The 18,772-nt window shown below is 31.0% G+C and carries 18 protein-coding genes; 4 read left to right on the forward strand and 14 right to left on the reverse strand.

Annotated elements, in window-relative coordinates; all coding sequences use genetic code 11:
• The first annotated feature begins 141 nt into the window (after positions 1–141).
• Positions 142–1,968 (forward strand): sulfatase-like hydrolase/transferase, encoded by a 1,827-nt coding sequence (locus BVC87_RS05925; protein WP_075341437.1) that lies wholly within the window; start codon positions 142–144, stop codon positions 1,966–1,968.
• 201 nt (positions 1,969–2,169) lie between these two features.
• Here BVC87_RS05925 and BVC87_RS05930 read toward each other — a convergent pair whose 3' ends face one another.
• From BVC87_RS05930 to BVC87_RS05975, 10 genes are all read right to left on the reverse strand, one after another.
• Entirely contained in the window at positions 2,170–2,985 is an 816-nt protein-coding gene (locus BVC87_RS05930) for a hypothetical protein (RefSeq protein WP_143569726.1), read from the reverse strand.
• A 460-nt stretch (positions 2,986–3,445) separates the two neighbouring features.
• Positions 3,446–4,741 (reverse strand): phosphatidylserine decarboxylase, encoded by a 1,296-nt coding sequence (locus tag BVC87_RS05935; RefSeq protein ID WP_075341439.1) that lies wholly within the window; start codon positions 4,739–4,741, stop codon positions 3,446–3,448.
• 410 nt (positions 4,742–5,151) lie between these two features.
• Positions 5,152–5,742, reverse strand: coding sequence for a hypothetical protein (locus tag BVC87_RS05940; RefSeq protein WP_143569727.1), 591 nt, complete (start codon positions 5,740–5,742; stop codon positions 5,152–5,154).
• 11 nt (positions 5,743–5,753) lie between these two features.
• A complete protein-coding gene (locus BVC87_RS05945; protein ID WP_075341441.1) occupies positions 5,754–6,230 on the reverse strand; it encodes a hypothetical protein in 477 nt (158 codons plus the stop codon).
• Positions 6,231–6,267: 37 nt separating this feature from the next.
• On the reverse strand, positions 6,268–6,663 hold the full coding sequence (locus BVC87_RS05950) for a hypothetical protein (protein WP_075341442.1): 396 nt from the start codon (positions 6,661–6,663) through the stop codon (positions 6,268–6,270).
• A gap of 1 nt (position 6,664) precedes the next feature.
• The gene (locus BVC87_RS05955) at positions 6,665–7,516 is read right to left on the reverse strand and encodes a hypothetical protein (protein WP_075341443.1); all 852 of its coding nucleotides are present in this window, start codon (positions 7,514–7,516) and stop codon (positions 6,665–6,667) included.
• A gap of 77 nt (positions 7,517–7,593) precedes the next feature.
• Positions 7,594–8,016, reverse strand: a complete 423-nt coding sequence (locus BVC87_RS05960; RefSeq protein ID WP_075341444.1) for a hypothetical protein — start codon at positions 8,014–8,016, stop codon at positions 7,594–7,596.
• A 149-nt stretch (positions 8,017–8,165) separates the two neighbouring features.
• Positions 8,166–9,566 carry a PQQ-dependent sugar dehydrogenase gene (locus BVC87_RS05965; RefSeq protein ID WP_075341445.1) on the reverse strand — a complete coding sequence of 467 codons (1,401 nt, stop codon included), beginning with the start codon at positions 9,564–9,566 and terminating at the stop codon, positions 8,166–8,168.
• Positions 9,567–9,640: 74 nt separating this feature from the next.
• Positions 9,641–10,069 carry a hypothetical protein gene (locus BVC87_RS05970; RefSeq protein ID WP_075341446.1) on the reverse strand — a complete coding sequence of 143 codons (429 nt, stop codon included), beginning with the start codon at positions 10,067–10,069 and terminating at the stop codon, positions 9,641–9,643.
• 15 nt (positions 10,070–10,084) lie between these two features.
• Complete coding sequence (locus BVC87_RS05975; protein ID WP_075341447.1) at positions 10,085–10,834, reverse strand: 3'-5' exonuclease; 750 nt, start codon at positions 10,832–10,834, stop codon at positions 10,085–10,087.
• 502 nt (positions 10,835–11,336) lie between these two features.
• Between BVC87_RS05975 and BVC87_RS05980 the strand changes: the two genes are divergently transcribed.
• From BVC87_RS05980 to BVC87_RS05990, 3 genes are all read left to right on the forward strand, one after another.
• Positions 11,337–11,909, forward strand: a complete 573-nt coding sequence (locus tag BVC87_RS05980) for an energy transducer TonB (protein WP_159439326.1) — start codon at positions 11,337–11,339, stop codon at positions 11,907–11,909.
• A 177-nt stretch (positions 11,910–12,086) separates the two neighbouring features.
• Complete coding sequence (locus BVC87_RS05985; protein ID WP_075341449.1) at positions 12,087–12,764, forward strand: hypothetical protein; 678 nt, start codon at positions 12,087–12,089, stop codon at positions 12,762–12,764.
• Between the two features lie 16 nt (positions 12,765–12,780).
• Positions 12,781–13,566 carry a HesA/MoeB/ThiF family protein gene (locus BVC87_RS05990; protein WP_083629312.1) on the forward strand — a complete coding sequence of 262 codons (786 nt, stop codon included), beginning with the start codon at positions 12,781–12,783 and terminating at the stop codon, positions 13,564–13,566.
• A gap of 247 nt (positions 13,567–13,813) precedes the next feature.
• Here the strand turns inward: BVC87_RS05990 and BVC87_RS05995 are convergent, their stop codons facing one another.
• The 4 genes from BVC87_RS05995 to BVC87_RS06010 are packed head-to-tail and all read right to left on the reverse strand — an operon-like array spanning position 13,814 to position 18,766.
• A complete protein-coding gene (locus BVC87_RS05995) occupies positions 13,814–14,524 on the reverse strand; it encodes a DUF6503 family protein (RefSeq protein ID WP_075341450.1) in 711 nt (236 codons plus the stop codon).
• A 28-nt stretch (positions 14,525–14,552) separates the two neighbouring features.
• Positions 14,553–15,674 carry a glycerate kinase gene (locus BVC87_RS06000; RefSeq protein ID WP_075341451.1) on the reverse strand — a complete coding sequence of 374 codons (1,122 nt, stop codon included), beginning with the start codon at positions 15,672–15,674 and terminating at the stop codon, positions 14,553–14,555.
• A gap of 10 nt (positions 15,675–15,684) precedes the next feature.
• Entirely contained in the window at positions 15,685–17,391 is a 1,707-nt protein-coding gene (locus BVC87_RS06005) for a sodium:solute symporter family transporter (RefSeq protein WP_075341452.1), read from the reverse strand.
• 28 nt (positions 17,392–17,419) lie between these two features.
• Complete coding sequence (locus BVC87_RS06010) at positions 17,420–18,766, reverse strand: MGH1-like glycoside hydrolase domain-containing protein (protein ID WP_234974643.1); 1,347 nt, start codon at positions 18,764–18,766, stop codon at positions 17,420–17,422.
• Positions 18,767–18,772: the final 6 nt, after the last annotated feature.

Below are 18,772 nucleotides of genomic sequence, written 5' to 3' on the forward strand. Positions count from 1 at the left end.
AACTATTTTAAAGCATTTCTATGTTTCTACATAGTACAACAAACACCAAACCAAACACCTTACAAACAAATGATTACAAAATTAATTAAACGAAGGAAACGGTATGTACTGTTATCTTTCTCATTGGTACTACTACTTTTTATGTCCGGCTTTATCGTAAAAACCAAGACAAATCTCCAATCCAAAAGAACACAACCTAATATTTTGTGGATCATTACTGACGATCATAGACCCGACGCTTTAGCGTGTTATAATGAAGCAGTATATGATAAAAAAGAAAGTCCACTAGGCTTCGTATCTTCTCCTAATATTGATCGATTAGCTGATGAAGGAGTTTTATTCACTAATGCATATTGTAATGCGCCTGTATGTGGTCCTTCTAGAGGATCAATGATTAGTGGACGTTACCCTTTTAGAACCGGACATTTTGCATTTGATTTGACACATCAAAATCCAGATTTTGTTCGCCCTTCATTTCCACAAGTTTTACAAAAAACAGGTTACCAAACAGCTCAATTTGGGAAAACAGGAGAATACATCTACAAATGGGGGCCTGGACAAGGTTTTCACAATGCAGAACATTATGAATATATCGTCCACTTTAAACATAGTTTACAAAAAAACAATGTAGGAGATTTATGGGGACATAATCCATATGAAATCATAAATGATAAAGTGGTGTATCAAGGTACACAAGAGAATGTAAAACGTCCAGATGGTCGTATTGAAAAATATTATGTTCACAAGCGTTCTGGCGAAATCAGTACAGAAGATATTAAAAAGAAAAAAGAGATTGAAAAGGAATTTGAGATTCTAAGATCATATACACGTTCCAATCCAAATCTAATTATTGGAGGCGAAAATCCAATGCCTGCAAACCAAACGATAGATGCAAAAATAGTTGATGAATTTCAACTGTATTTGAATAATCAAGATGCTGAATTCACTACTTCTTGGGGTAAAAAAGAGAAAGGAGCAAATTCAACAAAACCACAGCTAATTAATTTGGCTTTTCATTTACCGCATACGCCTGTTCTACCACCTAAAAAGTATCGTGATATTTTCAAGAAAATCAAATATACTGTGCCTAATTTTGATAAAGAAGAGTATGAAAAACTACCTCCGCAATTGAAAAAAATGCATGATGATATGAACATGACGAATATGACGGATAAAGAAATTCAACAAGCAATTCAAGATTATTATGCGTTTTGTGCTCATGGTGATGAATTGATAGGTGAAGCGATTACAACATTTAAAGAATACTGTAAAAAGAACAATCAAGAGTATGTAATTGTTTTTACTGTAGGAGATCATGGTTGGCATTTAGGAGAACAAGGTATTGAAGCTAAATTTAGTCCATGGCAACAATCTACAAATGGAGCTATTATTATTGCTTCTTCCGATAAAACTAAGGTTCCTCAAGGTAAAGTGAAAAAGCAGTTGATAGAATATGTAGATATTGCGCCTACTATTCTTTCTGCATCAGGAATTGATGTTAGTAATGAGAAATATGAGTATTTAGATGGAATGAGCTTATCTAATCTATTTTTTACAGAGAAAGAACAAAAAGCTTATACATTAGGAGAAACTAAAGTTGTGGTTGGACCAAGGGCATATTTACGTTCTAATGATTTTGCTTTTTCAATGCGAAGTCGTCCAATGAATGAACCTGTGTTGAATAAAAATGTAAGATGGGGATTAGAATGTTCTTTGGAAGATGCAGAATTGGCATTATATGACTTACGAACAGATCCACTAGAACGAAATAATGTAGCTTACGATCCAGCCTATAAAGAGTTAGCAATTTGGTTTAGAAATAAATTAGGGAATATAGTATTGGGTGATGGTAGAGTAGAGTGTGACTGGTCTAAAGCAAATACGTATTCGCTTAGTAATTTTGCAGAAGGCTCGGATGATAAAGTGCTTAACATTCCTCAAAAAATTATCCCTTCTTTTAGTAATTAATAAAGTTTTATAGAGTTTTAGGTTTGCTGGTTTTCGGTTTTAAAATTAGTGAACCTAAAATTAATGTATTACTTCACTTCAAAAGTGAAAATGAGGTATTATTTTAATAATCCATATGCCAATACTAGATTAGCATTCACCCCCTTTCTATAGAACTGAGGTGAACGCTTTGTGATTTATATTACTGATAATATAATCATGTTATTGTTTGATAGTTTTAGCATAAACATTATCCTCATGAGGAGCGCAAGGTTGAAAACCGTATTGAGCATCAGGTGCAATTAATTGCCATACAATTGTATCTCCTGGGCTTACATTGAAATTAGCAAAAGATTGTCCAATCATACCTGAATTATTAGGCCCTGCTTTTCCGTTAATTGAATAAAACCAAAAAGCATAATCATCCGTTAAGTTGTACTGTGTTAAATCGGCAATCAGATAATCTTCAAAATACGTGTAAGGATTAAATCCATTAACAAGTAATTCACCACTACTATTTTCTATAGTTGCATATGGAAGCTCATTTGTTGTATTTAGCTGATCTAAAACAGCTTTAATAGTCATGGTAGAAGTAGCTGGAATTTGAAAATAAGCTGGTGCGTAGTATGGATTACCCACTTGTTGGTTAGTAAATTTTGTGTAGTTTAACGTTCCATTAAAGGCAGATTGGGGAACATATACAGTTACACCAATGTACTGACTGCTTACATCTATTAGTTTTTTTTCTTTTTCCAAAGCGCTATGGTCCATAATCATTTTAGTTCCAACATTACTTAATACGTTTTGTAATAATCTCAATGACCTTCGGTAAGAATCTAAATTTCTAACTATGGAATATCCATTTAAAGAATTATTGCTTAATCCGTGAACTGTTCTACGTAAAACTGCACGTTCTGCTTTGGTTAACCCATGCTCTTGTTCAGAGGTAGTAATAGGATCAATAGTAAATTTGTAGAGGGCATCATCATCTTGCATAAGATGAGAAATGTAGTTTAATAAATTTGAACTGCTTTTCATAATATATGAATTTAAAGGTTAATATTCTTTTTGTTAATACGTCCGTATGAAGTAAAAACATATTAATTTTGATTAGATAAAGAAACTGATTAAACACAAAAGTGTTTAAGGAAAAACACCTTTTGTTAAACAAAAAATAATTCACTAGCAATAATCAACACCATTTTGCATAGATTACTTTATGATTTTAATTCCTTTTAACCTATTTTGTATTTGGCGTTTTTTTATTCTAAATGTCAGTTTAAGTATTTTTAGAGAATGAACAATGTATTGAAAACCATTAGGGATAGTTCTACTGAGCAAAGTTGAAGTACAATTTTTTATTTACATGTAGAAAGTATTCAAATAATATTCACGGTAAATCAAATAAAGTAAAACGAGATCATTTTCAAGTTGAAATGATCTCGTTTGTTATTTTAAAGATATTTTTTGTCTATTTTAAAAGTATTCAATAGAAACTTTACTTATTAAACAACACAGAAGCTTGTCCGTATTGGAAGTGAATTGGTTCCTGACTTGGACTATACTTATACATATAAATATCTCTAGGATCTTTTTGGAATAACATAATGATATCAGAACCTCCAAATCGGAACTTTCCAAATTCTTGTCCTTTTACCACTTGTTGTCCAAGTAAATTCTCATACATTTTTACTCCAGAAACCTGACACATTCCAATTGGTAAAATAGCTACTTTACCAACTTCCGGTCCAGCATCCATAACAATTAAACCTCTCGCTTGAGTAAATTCATACCCATCTTCTGCACCATCTGGAGCATCCCATTGTCCGTCAGACTTTAAGTCTACGTTTAAGTATACTTTTCCTTGAATAGGTCGAATTTCTAGAACCTCTCCACTTACTGGAGTGTGAAAGCGGTGGTAATCAAAAGGACTCAGGAAATAGTGTACAAAAGTTCCGTTATTAAAGTCATTTACATATGGACTACCTTGTAACAAATCACTAATAGTTCCTATTGGGTGTGTACCTTTTAATCGTAAAGGTTTTTTACTTCCTTCAACACCAATTACATTTCCTTGGCTGTCTATTGGATAAAATTGTTTGTAAGTACAATCCGCAGGAGAAACCACAACGGTATTATCTTCAGGAGCAGTTATAGGACGTAATGGACTAATTCCTGTATCTGGATCAGCATCATTAAATTCTCTGAAGAAGAATTGATTGAATGTTTTCCAAGACTGTTCGTTTTTAGCATATAACGGGAAATTATACATTCTATCATACTTAAAAGAATGTAAACTTTCTTTAGTTAAAGAAGCAGGTGTGTCTAAGAATCTACCCCAAGCTTTAGCAAAGTCAACTAACCAATTGGCAAAAGCTTCAAAACTTTGCATGGTTACGTTGGTTTCTGGAATTTTTTGATCTATTAACCAGTACGATTGACATAGCAAATCGTATACTTTTTGATTGTATCCATTTTTTTGTCCGTTACTTTTCCAAGCATTTGGATATTCTGGATCTTTACTTTCATTAGGAACCATACGTACGTATAAATCCAAATAATCTAAATAAGCAGGAATGGTTGTTGGCCATCCATTTCCTTTAAATTCGTTGTTTATAGCATTGTATAAATCTGAATTTAATTGTGCTTTAGCTTTTTTAACAGCTACAATTAATGATGCTTCTAAAGCTAATGCCATTTTTTTATCCTCTTCAAGTAATTGCTTCAATTTTTCTACTACTGGAGCATGTGCATGTAATGAGGTTACTGGTTTTTCTAATGTTGGAGTTTCCATATGTTTATAAGATTGGTTATTAATTGCTTAAAGTTCTTAAAAACAATAATATAAATTCAGGAAAAGGGAATAAATACCTCATATTAACGCATGATTGATAGTATTTAAGGTATGGAAAAAAGAAGCGAATAGATGTTGGGTAAAACGCCCGAATTTTTCGAGCGCTTAGTATGTGTATTATTTAGAAAGGTATAATTGCTTTGGGAGTTTATTTGTCATAATAAAACTAAAAAATAGAATTTACTCTATTCTTTATCAGTGAATAAAGTACGTGAATAATAGAAATGAGTGTAAAAGGAAAAACACCTTATTTTTTTAATTTTTAGATTGTATTCTTTAATGCAAACAGATAACGCTACTATTTCTTACTTTAACAATATTAGTGTGATTTTAATCTATTGTTGTAAAGGCTATTTGTTTATTATTTTTTGAAACTGTTCAATATTAAGTTTATGATTTGAAAGTTGATTTAATTTTGAATAATCTATGGTCTCTATTTTTAGCTTATTTAAATTATCATTTAGTAGCTTTATATTTTGCGTGTTGGTAGTTTTTAGTAGTTTTAAATCAACAGTGTTTTCTTGTATTCCCTTGAAAAATTTAACTTGCTCCAAGTCTTCTAATGTCAGGTTTAATTCTTTGAATTTAGTAAAAGTTTCAATTTCTTTGTGTGTAAAACCTCTTGATTTTATTGAGTTTAAATACTTTGGAGGAAAATCTAGTCCTAAGTTCCAGTTACCAATATCTTTACCATAATTTGTTCTGATTTCATCAAAATATCGGTCACAGCCATCAGTTATTTCATTGTTTAGCCGAATTGCCTTATAGGCATTATAGTACACAGCTATTAAGTCCTTTCGATCATTATCAATTGCCTTGTCTGTCAATTGATAAAGTACTTCACATGTCGTTTTTAAATTATCTTGACTAATTTGTGATTGGCCTAACATTACAAAGGAAGTCAATCCAAGTATCGGAATTAGCATTAGTATTGGTCTCATATTGAAGTTGTTTATATATCTGTTGGAGTTTTAGGTTTCTTTGACTTATCTAGAATACTTTTTATTATTTCCTTTCTCTCATAACTAGGAAAATTATCCTTACTATCTATTGTTGAAATAATTAAGTAAGCACCAACTAATAATGCTATTATACCAGGTGAAGCGGTTGCAATCTTTGCTGAAAATCCCGCACCAGAAGTATCAATAGTTGAATTATTTTTTAATGTAAAAAAAGCAACACCTAATCCGAGAAACATAATAGCAAATCCAGAAAATAGTCCAATAGATCTTTTTATCATACTTAAATGCAGATGATACGCGTAGAACCTGTATTCTGGTTGTTGAATTTCACTAACTTCTTTAGCAAATACGCTTCCTTTATACCATTCAATATTTTTGATTAGAAATATTCCGATAACTATAAGTGTTAAAGTGCACGAGATGGTTAGAAACCACGGAACAAATTTATTCCAGTCATATTTTTTCATTTTTTCAAGGTTTTTGATTTTATTTTTACAGTAGCTGTTACACCTGCTCCACGGCTTTTTTCAAATTCCCAAATGCATCGATAATAGCTTGTGGATTTAAACTAAAAATAGAAGCTCCTAATGTGACTACACCAGTAGCAATGTTTATGATGTTTTGAACATTATCTATAGATTTATAGGTCTTTTTTATTTTTTTGGTAATTTTATGTATTGCTGCTAGTGATTCTTCTGCATCATTCATTACTAAAGTGGCAGATAGCGTATATAAATCGTCAGAATAGTCAAGAGTTCTTTTATGTGATTCACGAAGCTTTTTATTCTGAAGTTCAGTTAAAGAATTAAAATTTTTATATCTGTAATCACCTAACGATTGTGCTAATGCTAAAAAGTTATTAGCAAGCTCATTTACCTGTTTTGAAGTTAGTTTTCCCATGTTATTCTTTTATTTTTTTGAATTCAGAAATTAGTAGCTTTACTTCACTTGCATATTGAAAAAGTGCTTGCTTTATTTCTTTTGAAGTTAGTTTATTTACATCATCAAATAACTTCTGGTGTCCTTCAGCTACTTTAGTTAAAGATTTAGAGTATGATGCTATTTTTTCTTGTTGATTTTTGATTTCATCTAGTTTAGCGTAATATTCACGTAATGAATTTCTTTTTTCTATGGTTGAAAGTGAATTATCATTTAAAAGATCAAAGTAGTCAGATTTGACTCTATCTTTTTTGACGTTTAATTTTCCAGATAAATTTGAAGATAAATTAAAATCTAAAAATGTAATTAACTCTTTAATAGGTGCATTAGCATCTTTAATGTACTCTTTGATTTTATTTTTCCTGTACGTATCAGTAAATGCTCGCATTAAAACTTTAGCAACTTGAGAGTAAGATCTAACGTGTTTTTCCTCTATTTTAATTGGTCCAAAATCACCTTCAATTAAAGCAGTTTCTAAATCTTCTGTTTTATATGCTGTAAGTTCATTATCAGAAAGTTTTGAAAGCCCTTTAAAATAACCATTTATGGAAGCATATATTTTTAAAGTAATACTATCAGCTACTTTTTCTAAAGCACAATTACATTCATTACTGTTTATTTTTAAAGCATTTATATTTTTACTGATGCATTTGTCAATACAGCTTTGTTTGAAACTATAATTAAGTGTTTCAAATGATTTGATACTTTCAGATGATGCTGTTGAAAAGTCATTAACATGCTTCAAGTTTAAACAACTTGAAAAAGTTACTATAATGATTAGAAGAACCCCTAATTGTTGTAGTTGTTTTTTCATATTGAGTGAGTTTAGTTGACTTTATGATTAGGATAGAAGATTTTTAAAAGAATAAAATACAAATAATTACGTAAAACTTATTCAATGATATTCGCTTTTTCTGCATACAAAGCAAAATAATTGACATGTAAATAAAAGTTGGAGTTTGTACGGATATCTGCTCTGTCTACTTTTAAATTATATCTTTTGCCAGGTTCAAGAAATACTGTAGTAGAAGCAGATGAAGAAAAACCGATTTGACCACTTTCTCCTTCAAAACTAAAATCTGAAGCTATAAGTTTTTCATCTAAAAAAATGTTCAAACAAATTCCTGCGTTAACAACAGGACCTGAATAGTGAGCTTTAGCTACTGCATTGATATTTAGTAAACAAGGAACTTTTACTTCGATAAAATCTTGCCAAGTGCCTTCAGAAGAGTCTGTTTCACCTTCATTAGTAGCAATGATTCTTATCGGTTTGATTTTCTTATTGATGAAGTCTTCAATTTTTAAATTTTCCATGATATTTAGTGTTAAAATTACATCATGCAATTTGAAAAAAACAGCGACTGAAAACCATACCTATAACTAGGTATTTGTTTGATTTATAATAAATAAAGACTAAATTAAATTGATAAGAATCACGGGTGATTAATGACTAAAAACCGTATTTACTGAGGAATAATACGCAGCAATCGTCCAGGACCTTCTACTAGAACATACAAGAAGTTATCATTACCTACATAAGCATGTCGAACTCTACCAATATCTTCAAGTAGTTTTTCTTCGCTAATAATCTTATTTCCATCCATTTTTAAACGATGTAAATATTCAAATTTTAGTGAACTCACAAACAAATCATTTTTCCATGTTCCATATATATCACTAGATAGAAACGTCATACCGCAAGGAGCAATAGAAGGGACCCAATAATGTATAGGCTGTTCCATGCCTTCTTTTTCGGTGTATTTGGTGATACGAGTACCGATATAATTGATACCATATGTAATTTCTGGCCAGCCGTAGTTATGTCCAGGTGCTAGAATATTTACTTCGTCCCCACCTTTTGGTCCGTGTTCACCTTCCCAAATTTCTTTAGTTTCTGGATGAATAGTTAACCCTTGCGGATTTCGAATCCCATAAGCATAAATGGAAGGAATGGCACCTTCCTTATTCACAAAAGGATTATCTTTTGGAATACTACCATCATCATGTATTCGATGGATTTTTCCTAAAAAATTATCCAGTTTCTGTGGATATTTATCTCTACCACCTCTATCTCCAATGGAAATGTATAAATAGCCCTTGGTATCAAATAATAAACGAGAGCCATAATGATGTTTTGTAGTACGATAAGGTAATGCCACAAAAATATCTTCACATTCGATTAATTGACCATCAACAAGTTTGGCACGACAAACGGCAGTAGTTTGCTTATTTGATTTGTTAGGATGTTTTTTAGAATAAGATAAGTAGAGGTAGTTATTCTTTTTAAAATCAGGATGTAGTATGATATCTAATAATCCACCTTGCCTTTTAGCAACAACTTTCGGCACACCAGAAATGGTAGTTAACTGACCTTTTGTATCGATTTTATATAGTTTTCCATCGCGCTCTGTTACTAAAAAATCACCATTAGGTAATTGCACCATTCCCCAAGGAATTCCATTTAGTTGATCAGAAATAACGTCTACTCGAAAATTTAAATCGTCAGAAATAATTATTTTTTGAAAATCTGGATTTTGAGCTTCTAAACCTTGTAAAGTTTTTCCTTCAATTTCAGTAAGAATATAATCAGTTAAGTTTTTTATTTCTTCTTTGGTAAATGTTTTACCGTAAGCAGGCATTCCGTTATTCTCGTTTCCAATGGTTATCGAGTTCATAATTTCTTCGGGAGAATTACCATATATCCATTTTCTTTCTACAAAAGAACTCAAATCTTTACCATGACAACCACTACAGTGGTTTTTGTACTGTTGTGCTGAGGTGTTTTTAACTTGACCATAACTATTCATTAAACATAGGAATGAAAATATGGTTACATAAAAATGATCTAGTTTAACAAAATTCATTGGTTTTAGTTTTAAATAGATTGATGGTTAGTCAATATAAATTTACTAAAACCTGAAGATTTTTAGGATATAAATTAATCAGCGGAAAAATCTAATTTTAGACCTGATATTTTATTTTCTAGTATTTCAAAGGAATATGTAGATGAGCTTTCTGGGCACCAGTCTAATTTTTTATTGAAAAATTCTTCATAAACATGTAAAATAAATCTATTGTCGGTATTAGAATAGGATAGTTTCATTTGATCGTAACATTCACATTGAAAATTTTCGAAAAGCATTTTTTTCTCCACAGATTTACCTTGTTTCAATTCAGGAATACTAATATCAGTTAACAACTCTGTTAAATGACTTTCTTTAAACCCAATAGCGGATTTGAAGTTAGCTATTAATTGCGAGTATAGTTGACTTGTTAATTCTGCGTCGAATTTCTTTGGTGTGTTTTGTTGTTGTTTACAAGAAATAATTACAAGTAGACCAATAAGTAGTGAATATGCAATTTTCATATATTTTTAAATTTTCTATTGAGTTTGATATTTAGATTTTACCTGTAAACGTATATGCTGAATATTTTTGTTTTCTAAAATGGGTAAATTATTAAAACGTAATAGCAATTGCGCTACAGCTATGGTATCTTGTTCACAATAACGAATAATTCGATCTAAATCTTGTGCTTTATAGTAAATATTAGCTACTTGACTGCCATCAATATCTTGTTTTGGAGAAGGAATCCCTAAAATATGGGTAAGTAAGTTTAGAGAAGTATAATGTTTGTAGTCTCCAAACTTCCATAAGTCTAAAGTGTCTAAATGATGAATTTCCCATGGTTTTTTACCGAATAAATTAAGCTTTTCAGGAAGTTCTATTCCATGAATAATCATTCTGCGTGCAATGTAAGGGAAATCAAACTCTTTACCGTTATGTGCGCACAGTAGGTGTTTTTTAAGGTTAAAATGAGTGTCAAGTAACTCTTTAAAGTTAATGAGCAATTCATATTCGTTAGTATTGGAAAAAGAAGTTACTCTTAATTGACGATGATCATCCTTTTCAATAAAGTAGGCGACAGAAATACAAATGATTTTACCAAACTCAGCCCAAATACCAGCTCTTTCATAAAACTCTTCGGAAGTGAATTCGCCTTTTCTTTGGTATTTTGTTTTTTCCTCAAAGAGTACTTGTTTTTCTTGAGTAATAGTATTCCAGTCTTCTTGTTCTGGAACAGTTTCAATATCTAAAAACAGAATGTTTTTTAGGTCTATGTTTTGTAACATGGTAATATAGCAATTTGATTTCTAGCATTTTTGGTAAAAGTATAAAAATTATTTAATATCCGAGGTGTAGAAGGGCTAGTGTAATTTTGATACTATTACTTTATTTCGTCCATAGAATAAACTTAGATTTCATCTGATTTAGCAATTTAAAGTAGCATTTCACTACTTTTTTTCGAAAGATTAAATGATATTATTCCTATTTGAGAATAAGTTTAGTTATGTGTTGAGTTTTTGACAAAACCCCATTTTTACTGGCTTTTTTTGATGATATGCTAAAAATTTCACCCTATTTTATTCCTTTTTAAAGGCTTTTTTTCCCCTTCACACAGTTTAAGTACAGGAATACTCTTCGATTGAACTTCATTTGTAGTGTTATTAGAAAATAGTAACACAAAATTTCATCAACCGTTAAACTCCGATTATTATGATTTTAAAGAGAATATTTATTTTAGGCTGTATTGTAGTATCAAATGCATTACTTGTTTCACAAAATAACGTGTGTATGAGTTCATCATCAGAAGATGATTTACTAATGGAATTAAACTCTATTGATAAATGTATATCTCAAAAAGAAAATACTGAGGTTACATTACCTAAAAAAAGTACCAAAAGATATCTTAGAACTAGAAGAACTAACTATTATCATAAACTTAGAAAAAATTTAAAAGCTATAGATGCGGAAAAAAACAAAGTTGTTACTAAAGAAGTAAAAGCAAAAGATGTTTATTTAGGGGAAGTAACTCAAGAGCCAGTGCTAGTAATGTCTAAAAATAATCCAGTGTATACAGGAAACTTAAGAGAGGTTTTAGAAAGATACGTTAGTGATAACTTAACATACCCTGAAACCTTAAAAAATGAAGGGATAGAGGGTATTGTATGGACTAGTTTTGTAATCGACACTCAAGGGAAAGTTAAAAACATAGTAGCTTTAGGACCAATTGGAGGTAGATTATTAGAAGAAGAAGCTTCAAAATTGATTCAATCATTACCAAAGTTTATACCTGGAAAATTAGACGGTGAAGTTGTTAACGTAAAACATTTAATGGCGATAAACTTTAAGTCAGATCAAAACTAATTACAGTTTTTATTTAAAAAGTTAATAGTTGTTTTACAGATGCACTTGATTGAGTTATAAAATTATTAAAGTATGTTTAAGAAAAATACACCATTATAAAATCACCCATTTCGGGTGATTTTTTTTCTATTACAACAAAGTATTTTTGCGGCGCAAAATAAAAAATGTCTTAGCCAAATGTATAAAAAGTTAGAGGAGGGTAACTTTACTATAAATGATGAGCTTATAGATGTCTATAAAAACATGTATCTCTATAAAGTTGGATACAATAACTTAGAGAAACTCTCAAACTTTGTGTATGAAAAGTACGCATTTCATTATCAGAAAAAGTATAATTGGGAACCTGATGTTACAGTAAAACAGGAGATGTTTGAGTCTGATAAAGATCAATTTAAAGATTCTGTATACTTCGCTTTTAAAAATTTGGATGATCAATTTTTAGGGACTATAAAAGTGAGTAAAAGAGTAGGACAACAGTTTTCTATTGAGAAAGATTTTGACATTAACGTTGACGATTTTGTGAATCAACAAAACTTCCCAGTCAATAGCATATGGCATTTAGGAAGATTAGCCATTGCTTCTGATCTTTTGAAAACTACATATGAGGTTTCAAGCAAAGAGGTAATTAAAAACTTACTAATTCACTCATTAAGCTATATAGCAGAACATCCAGATAATTTAATGTTAGCGGAATCCGATGTATTAATTCATAAAATTTTTGATGATATAGGAGTTCACATGGAAATTATTGGAGAAAAGAAAGATTTTTTAGGCAGTCCTACTTATCCAGTAATGTTAAGGTCTAAAGCCATAAGAAAATGGCTTTCAGAAGAAATAAATTACGAATTTCAATAAAAACTAATAAAGGAAGATGATAGATAAAAAAGCGATACCAGAAATGCATGATGAAGCTAGGTATCATAAAAATGTATTGTACATAACTCCTGAACAACAAGATAGAATTAAAGATGTTAAAATCGTATTTGGAGGTGTAGGTTTAGGAAGTGTAATTGCTGAAGCTTTGTTACGATTGGGTTTTGAGAATTTTGTTTTTATTGATGGAGATGAGGTAGAAACTTCAAACCTAAATAGACAGAATTATACAGAGAATGATATTCAAAACTCAAAAGTAGCCTCAATTACAAAACGTTTACATGCCATTAATCCTAATGCGAAAGTAGTATATCATCATGTATTTCTTGAGCCAGAAACCATCAAGGATTATGTTGAAGGATGTGATATAGCTATTAATGCAATTGATTTTGATACGTTACAAACACCTTTTGTTTTTGATGAGTGTTGTAAAGAATTAGGAATTCCTGTAATTCACCCGTTAAACTTTGGTTGGGCAGGAGCAGCTTACGTAGTAACACCAACAAGTGAACAAATCTATGATGTTGCTAGAAGTACAGGAAGGTTTGAATTGGTATTGATCCAAAATATGTTGAATTATTTCGAGAATAGAGAGGATCTAGATTTATCTTGGTTTTATGATTTCTATGAAACGTATAAAGAAAAATCTAAAAAAATTACTCCTCCTCAGTTAGTGGTAGGTTCATATTTGGCAGCCTCTTTAGTGACCAATATCGCATTTTGTTTGAGTACAGGTTTACCAGTTAAAACATATCCAGAACCTTATTTTTTATCAACTCGATAACTAATATTATGAGAGGTTGTCTAGAAAGTATTCGTTTCTAATCTATTGACTGTCGTGAAAAACATAGAAAATGAAGAAATCTTTTAGATTTAAATTAATGAATTATGTCTTTACGATGAACGAAACATAGTGAAGTAAAGAAGTAATCTGTTAATTGAATAACGAAAATCTCGTTTTTAAGACAAAGATTGCTTCATCTGTTGCATTTCTTTGTAATAACATTTCAAATGTCTTTTCAGACAATCTCTTATTTTTTTGAAAGTGTATCTGTGCCTAAATACTTATCATCTTTGTTGTAATACCAAGCTCTTACCTTAGGCATTTTAATTTCGTTAATGATTTCTTCTTCAGAAAGTAAAATATATTCTCCACTATCTTTAGTTGCTTTAAAAAACTGATAGACTTCCATGGCATAAGTTTTTGGATTAAAGTAGAAGTACCAAGTATCTTTACCTACACCTTCCTCATAAGTAGCTTTTAAAACGAGATATTCTTTTCCTTTAAAGGTCCTTTTTTCTACTTTATCATGAATAATAGTTCCGTTGTCTTTCAATTTCATTGGAAGTCCATACAGGTATGTGTAATAGTTTTTATAGAGATTGGCACGCTCACAACTTAGTTTTTTCTCTTTTAAAACAGCTTCGGAAAGATTTTCGTTACCATTAAAAGCGATGGTACACTTATCTTTTTTTATAGTATATGTTGTAGTGTCTTCTCCTCTTTTTGCTTCCACGGCAAAGAATTGTTCAGGTAAATTAATTTGAATCTTACTGTCTCTTTTTGATGCATCAGGCGTTGTCATGGTAACATGTAATGTTCCTTTAAATGCATCCCAATTTCCATTTGGATCATGATAAGCAATTGCTTTTTCTAATAATTGTTGCCCTGTAATATTTTGAGCGTTAACAAAGAAGCTATTTACTAATAATAAACCTAAAATAAGAGATAGTCGATACATAATAAAGTATATTTATGTAACTAAAGTACTATATTTTTTCTTTTACAAAGGTTTCTGCCAAGTGCTTTAAGTGTTGTTTGGTATTGGTAAAGGCATCGTTAATATCTGTGGCTATACTTATGATATCTCTAGCATAGTCGATTTTAAAGTTTGTTAACTCGGCATTCGTTAATGAAACTTGTCCGCAGAAAACAGCAACTTTAGTATCAGGGTTTCTAGCTTGGAGTATACCTTGAATAGTTTTTCCATTTTTGGTTTGTTCATCTAATTGACCTTCACCCGTAATAATCCAATCAGCGTGTTGAATGGCTTCTTCAAAATTGGCCAAATCTTTTAGTAAACTAAAACCAGAAATAAGTTCGCCTTGTAAAAATATATGACATCCAACCCCCATACCTCCAGCAGCACCTCCACCTACAATACTTTGTGTTTTGGTATCGAAATGACGATCTAATACACTAGAAAAATGAATCATTCCATCTTCTAATACAGCAATATCTTTATCAGATGCTCCCTTTTGTTTAGCATACACATTAGCAGCACCATTAGGGCCGTATAGAGGATTGGTTACATCGCAGGCTATTTTAAAATTTACATGATGTAATCTAGGATGTATATTTGTTGAAGTTATTTTTTCAATTTTCGCGAGATTTTCTCCAATAGGATGAACGAGATTCTCTTGCCTGTCGTAAAATTCATATCCTAAAGCATTTGCCATTCCAATACCACAATCGTTAGTAGCGCTACCACCTAATCCGATAATAATGGTTTCAGCTCCTCTATCTAAGGCGTCAATAATAAGTTCACCCGTACCAAACGTACTTGCTTTTCTAACATTTAAATGATCACTGATTAAAGCCTTCATTCCAGAAGCTTCAGCCATTTCTATAAAAGCTGTTTTTGTGGTTTCAGCATACAAATAACTAGCTTTAATGGTATTAAAATAGGCACTTTGTACTTCTTTGGTAATAAAACTTCCACCTAAATAATATTGTGCAATATCAATAGTACCATCACCACCGTCAGCTAATGGAAGTAGTTGGATGTGAGTATTTGGACTAAACTCTTGTAGTGTATTTTTAAAAATATCACAAAATTCAAAAGAAGTAAGAGTACCTTTAAATTTATCTGGAGCAATAACAATTCGCATAGAAATAGATTTAGCTAAATAGTTGTGGAATAAATATGCTAAAAATTACGATAAGGATAAAATACCCTCCTAAAATTGCTGTTTCACGAGTAAAAATTGATTGTAAATTGACACTATAACTTGTATTCTCTACTTGTTTAGCAGGAATGTTAGAAGTGACTTTACTAACCAAAATGGCCAATAGTACAGCTATAACAAAACCAGTTAAGTTATACCAAATCCAGAATAAATCAGGGACATTATGAATTCCAATATTTGCTAGAGCTTGGTGAATGTTTTCTGTTCCATCATAAAAGTTTCCTTGACTTATAAAATAAGTGATTTCAGGTAGGTATTTAAAAATAAGATTGATGGTTACTGAGCTTATAATGGCAACGTTCATACCAATATGATTTACTTTTTTAAAGAAAATGGCTAAGATAAAAGCGGCTAAGATTGGACCATAAAACAAAGAGGAGATAGAGTTGATAATTTCGATTACAGTACTTTGACTATTTCCGAATAAATAAGCAGCTAAAATACATACAGCACCCCAAAACACTACTAATATTTTAGAAGTAAAAAGATACTTTTTTTCTGATAACTCTCCTTTATTGTTAAAAAAATCTTCTATAGTTACAGCACTTAAAGAGTTAATAGTTGAGCTTAAAGAAGACATTGCAGCAGACATAATACCAATCATTAAAATCCCAATAAAACCATTAGGTAAGTATTTGGTAATAAATACAGGAATCATTAAATCGGGTTTAATTCCATTTCTGGCATATTCTGCAGGATAATGTGTTTTTGTGGTTTCAACAATGCTATCATAAAACTCCGGAATGTTATTAACCAAATAACCAACGATCAATCCCATTATACAGTATACAAATACTACAGGAAAACGTAATAATCCGTTGGCTACTAATAGCTTTTTAATAGATGTACTATCCTTTGCAGACAGTAAGCGTTGTGCCTGTGTTTGATCAGTTCCATAATAAGAAAGGTATAGGAACAATCCACCTAAAAGCATAGGCCAAAACCCATAGTTTTCATTGTTATAAATACCTAAATTGTTGAGTTCGATTACTTGTAATCTTGAAGTATCAAAACCTTGGAACGGACCAATATCTTTCAGCATATAATAGCCAACTCCTAAACAAATAATTAAGCCCAGAAATAAAATAATCATTTGTATAGCATCACCCCAAACTACTGCTTTCATACCTCCTTGATAGGAATAAATTAAGGTAACAATACTAATGATTAACAAAGTAAGATGAAAACTAATTCCAACAACTGCTTGAATAATTAAAGCCATAGTAAATACCATAACTCCAGTACTTAATGCCCTACTAATTTGAAATACTAAACTAATCAGTTTTCGAGTAGAGGTAGAAAAACGTTTTTCGAGATATTCATAAATACTTACGATGCCGGATTTATATAAAGGCGGAATAATAAAAAACATGATACCTATCATGGCTAAAGGCACTCCGAATTCAAAGGTTAACCATTTCATTCCACCACCTTGTTTTAAACCAACAAAGGCAGGAGCAGAAATAAAACTTATGGCTGATAATTGAGTGGCCATAGTAGATAAACTTAAGGGAAACCAACCTAGACTTTTACCTCCTAAGAAATAATCTTTAGAAGTTTTATTTTCTTTAAAAAAATATCCCATCCCAATAAATGCAAAGAGATAAATGATGATAAGTGTGTAGTCTAGCCAGTTCATGTTTATAAATTTAGGTGTATTAGGTAGATTATTCGCTTAATAAATCTATTAAAAGTGCTGCACTCCAAGAAAAATTATTACCACCATATCCAGCAGTATTATCTTTATGTGCTTCTTTCCTTGCATCGAAATACTCGTAAAAACCATTTTTTTCAATAATTTCTATCGATTCTTGTTTGATGCGTTCCGCTATGTCTTTATAACCATAGTTTTTAAAACCATGATACAATAGCCAGTTTAAATTAATCCAAACTGGCCCTCGCCAATATTGCTTAGGATTGAATCTCTCGTGTGTGGGATCAAAAGAAGCACATAAGTATTGATCATCTTTACCAAACTTTTTCATCATGGTGTAGACTAGCTTTTCTGCTTGTTCTTTACTAGGAATACCTGCGTATAGTGGACTAAAAGATGAAGAGCTCACATAGCGTAATAATTTACCTGTCCTTAAATCATAATGACAGTAAGCACCTAAAGCTTCATCAAAGAGTTTCGTGTTAAAACTGTGAATAGATTTTGCAGTTAAATGTTTTAACTGTGTTACTTTTTCCTCATTGCCTCCAATAAGTTCATACAAACGAATTAACGATTTATTTGAGCTTATTAAAACAGCATTAAACAAAGGATCTTGGACTAAAAAAGGAGAGAACTCGGCAATTTTAGCATCTTCATAATTATATTTTTTGGCTATTTCTATAATATGTAGATAATGATCGTATTCTCTTTTACTAGGTCTTTGAGAAGCATCAACATGACTTGTATCTCTTCGTTGAAATTCTAAAGAAGGTGAATCCATAGTACTCCAAATATCGTCCCAAATAGGAGAATTATCTGTTCCAGATTCCCAATTATGATAAATATAGGCCAATCCCTCATTTAACGGATCTCTATGATTATAGAAATACATACTGAAATCATATATCGCATCAATATTTTCTTTAATAAACTGTAATACATCTTCTTTATTTTCTGCTACTTTATACATACGTTCCAGTGCAAAACCTAATATATGTGGTTGTGTCATACCTGTTGTAGGTACGGAAGTATTTGAAAGTTTACTTAGGTCAGATCTATGAAAATCTGGACCAGGAAAATAGGTGTCACTTTCATTATGAAAAATGATATGTGGTATAAATCCATTAGACCATTGCGAATCTATTAATGTCTTAATTTCTTTTTTGGCTTTTTCCATATCAAAATGTGCAAAACCAATGGCTATAAACCCAGAATCCCAATTCCATTGAAAAGGATACAGTCCTTGACAAGGAATAGTAAAACCTTTTTCTTGATAGTTATTATTTAAAACTTCTTGAGCTTTCGTAATTAATTCGTGATGTTTCATAAAATAATGAATAAAATACATTGGCTTATCCATCAGTAA

This window comes from Tenacibaculum agarivorans (assembly GCF_001936575.1).
Lineage (GTDB): Bacteria > Bacteroidota > Bacteroidia > Flavobacteriales > Flavobacteriaceae > Polaribacter > Polaribacter agarivorans.